Origin of the sequence: Nostocoides vanveenii (assembly GCF_039531165.1) — a bacterium.
Classification (GTDB): Bacteria; Actinomycetota; Actinomycetes; order Actinomycetales; family Dermatophilaceae; genus Nostocoides_A; species Nostocoides_A vanveenii.
On the sequence record NZ_BAAAPN010000024.1, the window covers coordinates 42,307 to 48,423 of the forward strand.

The 6,117-nt window shown below is 68.2% G+C and carries 6 protein-coding genes; 2 read left to right on the plus strand and 4 right to left on the minus strand.

The window, feature by feature from the left end; genetic code table 11:
- Positions 1–107 precede the first annotated feature (107 nt).
- Genes ABD209_RS04685 through ABD209_RS04700 form a run of 4 tightly spaced genes read right to left on the minus strand, consistent with a single transcriptional unit; the run spans position 108 to position 4,145 of the window.
- Positions 108–863 carry an SDR family oxidoreductase gene (locus ABD209_RS04685; RefSeq protein WP_344062817.1) on the minus strand — a complete coding sequence of 252 codons (756 nt, stop codon included), beginning with the start codon at positions 861–863 and terminating at the stop codon, positions 108–110.
- Complete coding sequence (locus ABD209_RS04690) at positions 860–2,050, minus strand: phosphotransferase family protein (protein ID WP_344062819.1); 1,191 nt, start codon at positions 2,048–2,050, stop codon at positions 860–862. The genes ABD209_RS04685 and ABD209_RS04690 overlap by 4 nt, the downstream gene beginning before the upstream one ends.
- Positions 2,047–2,874: an SDR family NAD(P)-dependent oxidoreductase gene (locus ABD209_RS04695; RefSeq protein WP_344062820.1), complete on the minus strand. Its 828-nt coding sequence runs from the start codon at positions 2,872–2,874 to the stop codon at positions 2,047–2,049. The genes ABD209_RS04690 and ABD209_RS04695 overlap by 4 nt, the downstream gene beginning before the upstream one ends.
- Positions 2,871–4,145 (minus strand): acyl-CoA dehydrogenase family protein, encoded by a 1,275-nt coding sequence (locus ABD209_RS04700; RefSeq protein WP_344062822.1) that lies wholly within the window; start codon positions 4,143–4,145, stop codon positions 2,871–2,873. The genes ABD209_RS04695 and ABD209_RS04700 overlap by 4 nt, the downstream gene beginning before the upstream one ends.
- A gap of 40 nt (positions 4,146–4,185) precedes the next feature.
- On the opposite strand from ABD209_RS04700, the gene ABD209_RS04705 reads away from it, so the two are divergent.
- Together ABD209_RS04705 and ABD209_RS04710 are read left to right on the plus strand one after the other, a co-directional pair.
- Complete coding sequence (locus ABD209_RS04705) at positions 4,186–4,917, plus strand: TetR/AcrR family transcriptional regulator (RefSeq protein ID WP_344062824.1); 732 nt, start codon at positions 4,186–4,188, stop codon at positions 4,915–4,917.
- 166 nt (positions 4,918–5,083) lie between these two features.
- Positions 5,084–5,992 carry an IS982 family transposase gene (locus tag ABD209_RS04710; protein ID WP_344062826.1) on the plus strand — a complete coding sequence of 303 codons (909 nt, stop codon included), beginning with the start codon at positions 5,084–5,086 and terminating at the stop codon, positions 5,990–5,992.
- Positions 5,993–6,117: the final 125 nt, after the last annotated feature.

Here is a 6,117-nt window from a genome sequence, read left to right on the forward strand (position 1 = left end):
TCGGAGGGTGCGGCGGCCACTGGATGGGACTGGCGGGAGCACGAGGGAGCGCCAGCGACGGAGTGCGGATGGAGGTGGCCGCCACCTCGGCACCCCGCGGACGCGCGCTACGTCAATCGTCTTACGACCTTGAGCGGCAGATGACGCATGGCGGTGCCCATCGGACGCCAGGGCCAGGCGGGGACGCGGGCATACGGCTTGCGGGCTTGGATCGCGGCGGCGATGGCCCTGGTGCCGGTCACCGTGTCGACCATGAACGGCATCGGCTTCTTCACCTTGTCGTTCATCTCCGAGCGGATGTACCCGGGCAGGATCACCGAGACGTCGATATCGAGGCCGGGCTCGCCGAGCAGTTCGCCCCGGATCCCCTCGCCGAGGTGGGCAACGAAGGCCTTCGTCGCGGCATACACGGTGACCTTCTTGGGCATGCCGCGCATGGCCGACATCGAGGAAATCAGCACCAGATGCCCGCGCTTCTGGGCGCGGAAGAGCTCCGTCGCCGCCTCGGTCTGGGCGAGCGCGCCGATGACATTGGTGTATGCCGTGGCCCGGTTCGCGTCGAACCGTCCCGTCCCGACGGGGGCGCCCTTGCCGAGACCCGCGTTGACGACGACCCGGTCGATGGTGCCGAAGTCGGCGGCGAAGGCGCGGAAGACCGCGAACACCGCGGCGTCGTCCGTGACGTCGAGGGCGCGGACCTCGACCCGCCGGCCGGGTTGCGCGGCAAGGATTTCCGTGCGCAGGTCGTCCAGACGGTCGGTCCGCCGGGCGCAGAGGGCCAGGTCTTCGCCAGCCGCGGCGAGCTGACGGGCGAGCTCGGCGCCGATGCCGGAGCTGGCGCCGGTGATCAGGGTGACGCTCACGCCTCGGTCCCGCCCTCGCCCGTGGCATCGGCTTCGGCGTTGGCACCGTCCTCGCCGGTGGCCCGGGCGCCCACCGAACTCGACTCGCCCGCGTCCGAGAACGATGAGTCGCCCTGTGCAGCAATCAATTCCGCGCACTTGGCGTCCAGGAACCGGACGATGCTGACGAACTCACCATACATCGGGTTGGTCGTCTGGCCGTGGAAGAAGCGGTAGTAGATCTGCTGGGCAATCACCGCCAGCCGGAAAGCGCCGAAGACATCATAGAACCGCCACCGCTCCGGATCCATGGTGAAACCCATTGCCGCGCAGTAGTGCTCGACGACTTGAGCGCGCCTCCACATGCCTGGGGCATTCGTCGGCTGGCGCCGCATCGCCAGGAAGGGTGCGGGGTCGTCGGCTTGCGCCCAATACGCCAGGCCGCTCGCCAGATCCATGAGCGGATCGCCAATCGTGGCCATCTCCCAGTCGAGCACCCCGACCACGCGCGTCGGATCCTCCGGGGACAGAACGAGATTGTCGAAGCGGAAGTCATTGTGGATCAGCACCTGGGCTATATCGTCGGGCTTGTGCCCGTCGAGCCACGCCATCGTCGCCTCGAAGTCTCCGACATCGGGCGTGCGCGCCGCCCGATAGCGCGCCGACCAACCCCCGACTTGACGAGCGACATAGCCCTCGCCCTTGCCGAGCCCGGCCAGCCCGACAGCACTCGGGTCGACACGGTGCAACTCCACGAGGGTGTCGATCGCGTTGCGGCACAACCGATCCACGGCATCCGCATCAAGCCTGATGTCGGCTGGGATCTCACGCCGCAGGATCGTCCCAGGGATGCGCTCCATGACATAGAACTCCGAGCCGATCACCGACTCGTCGTCGCAGTAGGCGACCATCGGGGCCACCTTGGGAAAGGCCGGTCGCAGGGCCGCCTGGATGTTGTGCTCACGGCCCATGTCGTGGGCTCCGCGCGCCTTGGTCCCGCCCGGTGGCCGGCGCAGGATCAACTCGCGACCGCCGGGATACTGCAAGAGATAAGTGAGGTTGGATGCGCCACCGGAGAACTGCCGCACCGTCGGCGTCTCGTGCAACCCGCCCGCGTCAGAAGCGTTGGTGCGCAACCAGATCGCCATTGACTCCACGTCGAACGCGTCTTCGTCGCGCACGTCAACGGGCGTGGAGGCGTCACTCATCGCTGCGCCGCCTTCTCGGCGCGGGCGGCAATGCGGTGCGCACCTCGGGACGCGGCCCGGTCATACACCGGGCGGGCCAGCCGCTTGGTCCAGTAGGACGTGCGTCCGAGCCGGTCGGTCAGGATGATGTGCTTGCCGGCCTCGACGCCTTTGACCACGCGCGCGGCGATGTCGTCGGCCGACAGTTTTGCGGTCGTGATCAGCCGAGTCCCCGACTGCTCGAACTCTTCATCCTTGCCCTGGAACGACTGGTGCAGGTTGGTCCGGAAGAATGCCGGGCACACGACCGACACCCGGATCCCGAACGGGAGCAACTCGAAATGCAGGGTCTCCGACAGCGCCACCACACCCGCCTTGGTCGCGTTGTAGCTCGACATCCCCGGTCCGTGGATCAGCCCGGCGAGCGAGGCCGTGTTGACGATGTGCCCGCTCCCCTGCTCCTTCAGCAGCGGCGTGAAGGTCTGGCAGCCGCGCACCACGCCGAGCAGATTGACATCGATGACGCGCTCCCAGTCGGCCATCGACTCGACGTCGATCCGGCCGCCGGTCGCCACACCAGCGTTGTTGTAGAGCAGGTCCAGCCCACCCCACTCCTCGCGCACCCAGGCGAGCGCCGCGTCCCAATCCTGTTGTGCCCGAACGTCAAGCCGCCGGTATACCGCGGCGTCCGGCACCGCGGTCGGCCGCTCGTCAGCGAGATCCACCGCGAGCACCCGCGCGCCCCGCGCGCAGTAGGCCCGGACGAGCGCCAGCCCAAGCCCGGACGCACCCCCCGTAACGAGCACCCGGTGGCCCGAACGCGACTGCGGCACAACGGAGCTCATGCGTTCGGCGCCGAGGAGCCAGCGGCATACGGCTTGAGCAGGTGCCGAGCGACGACGACGAGGTGGACCTCGTCGGGACCGTCGGCAAGGCGCAGCGAGCGCGCCCCGGCATACGCCGCGGCGAGCGGGAAGTCCGGCCCGGTGCCGCCGCCGCCGTGCAGCTGGATCGCGAGATCGATGACGTCGCAGGCCATCTGGGGCACCGCGGCCTTGATCTCCGAGACCTCCGACAGCGCTCCGGCGGTGCCGAAGGTGTCGAGCTTCCACGCGGCGTGCAGGACGTGCAGCCGGGCCTGGTTGATCGCGATCCGCGCCTTGGCCAAGCGCTCGCGGTTGCCGCCGAGGTTGACAAGCGGCTTGCCGAAGGCGACCCGACTCGTGGCCCGCTCGCAGGCGAGCTCGAGTGCCTTCTCGGACAACCCGATCAGGCGCATGCAGTGATGCACCCGGCCAGGGCCGAGCCGGCCCTGGGCGATGGCGAACGCCATCCCGGGGCCGCCGATGATCGACTCGACCGGCAGGCGCACATCGGTCAGCGAGACCTCCCCGTGGCCGAGCGGCTCGTCATACTGACCGAGCGTCGTCAGCAGCCGCTCGACCTTGACCCCGGGGGCGTCCATCGGGACGAGCACCATCGAGTGCTGGTGGTGCCGGTCGGCGCTCTCGTCGGTGAGCGCCATATAGATCCCGACCTTGCAGTCCGGGTGGCCGGCGCCGGAGGACCACCACTTGCGGCCGTTGAGGACGACCTCGTCGCCCTCGATCCGCGCGGTGGCGGCCATATTGGTCGCGTCGGAGGAGGCGACACCCGGCTCGGTCATCAAGAAGGCGCTGCGAATCCGCCCGTCCAGCAACGGATCCAGCCACCGGTCCTTCTGGGCCTGGCTGCCGTACTTGAGGATGACCTCCATATTGCCGGTGTCCGGCGCATTGGAGTTGAAGATCAGCGGCGCGATGAAGCTGCGGCCCATCTGCTCGGCCACCGGCGCGTAGTCGAGGTTCGAGAGCCCGGCGGCGCCGTCGGTGCCGTACTTCGCGGCATACGGGCCTTCGTGGCCGGCGGGGAGGAAGAGATTCCATAGGCCCTGGGCGCGCGCCTTCGCCTTGAGCGTCTCGATTGCCGGATGCGGCGTCCATGGGTCCTCACCCCGCGCGCGCCGAGCGGCAATGTCGGCCACAAACTCCGGCTCGACCGGCTCGATCTCGGTATCGACGAACTCGCGGACCCGATTGGTGAGGTCGGCCGCGCGCGCAGATGGGGTGAAGTCCATGCTCTTGACCATAGTCGCCTATTGAGCAATGCTCAATAGTATGCCGCGTCACGCCGCCGATCCGCCCGCCCCTCGGGCGCGGATGACCCCCGACGAGCGGCGGCGGCAGCTGCTCGGGATTGGCCTGCGCAAGTTCGTCGACCGGCCGGTGCAGGAACTCTCGCTCGACGAGGTCGCGGCCGAGGCGGGGGTCTCGCGCGGCCTGCTCTTCCACTATTTCCCGACCAAGACGGCGTACCACGAGGCGGTCGTCGCGGCGGCGGGTCGGCGGGTGCTGCGGACCGTGCGGCCCGACGCGGACCTGGCCGGCGAGGTAGCGGCGCGGCAGATCGTGGAGCGCTTCATCGCCCAGATCGCGCGGCGGCGCGAGTTCTATCTGGCGCTGGTTTTTGGCTGGCTGGGGCCTAGTGACGGCGCCGGGTCCGAGCCTGGGGTCACGGCGAAGTCGTTGCGAGAGAGCATTGCTCGGCTCGTTGCCGAGCAGTTGACCGTGCCGGACGAGCAGTTAGGAGTCGTGCACGCCTGGGTGGCGTATGCCGAGGATCGCGCCCTGCAGTTCGCCGCTCCTCCCGCGGACTGGGAAGCACCGGCGAGCACGAGCAGACCGACGGCCACCGGCAGACCAGGAGGCACCGGCATACGGGAGGGCGCCGGCATACGCGAAGACGCAGCCATCCGCGCGGTCACCGCTGAGGCCGAGCACTGCGTGCGCGCTCTCCTTGCGATCCTTGCGGCCGCACCACCGAAGGCCGACTCAGCACAGGTTGGGTGACGTCGGGCACGGTAGACCCTGATGGACGTCACCTAAACCCTGCTAGGCCGTGTTACGAAAGTGACTAGATGATTGATTCCAAGGTGACTGGTGTGGCGTATGGGACTCGGGGGGTGAGGGTGCCCAGACTCGGTGTTGCGAACCAACTCGAGCTCTGGAGGCTCTCGTGGACACCGATCTGGACACCCTCGCCACCGCACTGTATGTGACCCTTGACGATCTGCTGAAGAGGCACCCCGAACTGGCGCCATGGCGACCCGCGGTCGGGATGAAACCGCAGGTCAGCGACGCCGAGTTGGTGACGATGGCGGTGCTGTCAGCGGTCCTGGGATTCGATGACGAAGCCCGCTGGGTGCGGCACGTGCGCGCCAACCTGCGCCACCTCTTCCCCTACGTGCCGCACCAACCCGGGTACAACAAGCGGGTCCGCCGGCTCGGCCCGACGATGCTGGCGGTGATCGAGCACCTGGCCGCCGACACCAGCGTGGCCACCGACGACGTACTCGTGGTCGACTCCACCCCGATCGAGTGCGCCCGCTCCCGGGATACCGTCAAACGCTCAGACCTGGCCGGATGGGCCGAATACGGCTACAGCGCCAGCCACTCGCGCTACTTCTGGGGGCTCCGGCTGCACCTGGTGACCACCCTGCACGGGCTGCCCGTCGCGTTCGCGTTGACCGGAGCCAAGGCCGACGAACGAACCGTTCTGACCGACCTGATCGCCACCACCCCAGCTCTGGCCGGCGGCGGCCGGACCCTCATCGCGGACAAGAACTACTACGATCGCGAGTTCGAATCCACCCTGGCCGCAACCGGATTCACGTTGTTGCGCAAAGCCCGGACCGGGGAGAACCCCCGACCAGGCGCCCAGTTCTTCAAACCCCTACGGCAAACCATCGAATCGGTGTTCGACACCCTCAAGGGCCAGCTCAGCCTCGAACGCCACGGCGGACGAACCCAAGCCGGCGTCATCGTCCGCGTCCTCCAACGACTCCTGGCCCTGACCACCGCCATCTGGCACAACGACCACACCAGCCAACCCGTCCTACGATCCCTAACCGCCTACGACCACTGACACCCCTTGGAATCAGTCGTCTAGCGGGATTGTCGGTGTGTCGCGAGGACGCGGTGAGGCCTCCGGGGTAACTCAGGTGGTGTCTACGCCATCGCGTTACTCAGGAGGCCTCGGTGCCCACGATA

Bases quoted from the DNA above. Each gene is read 5' to 3' on its own strand.
- ABD209_RS04690 (WP_344062819.1), bottom strand. From the start codon at position 2,050: ATGAGTGACGCCTCCACGCCCGTTGACGTGCGCGACGAAGACGCGTTC.
- ABD209_RS04695 (WP_344062820.1), bottom strand. From the start codon at position 2,874: ATGAGCTCCGTTGTGCCGCAGTCGCGTTCGGGCCACCGGGTGCTCGTT.
- ABD209_RS04705 (WP_344062824.1), top strand. From the start codon at position 4,186: ATGCCGCGTCACGCCGCCGATCCGCCCGCCCCTCGGGCGCGGATGACC.
- ABD209_RS04700 (WP_344062822.1), bottom strand. From the start codon at position 4,145: ATGGACTTCACCCCATCTGCGCGCGCGGCCGACCTCACCAATCGGGTC.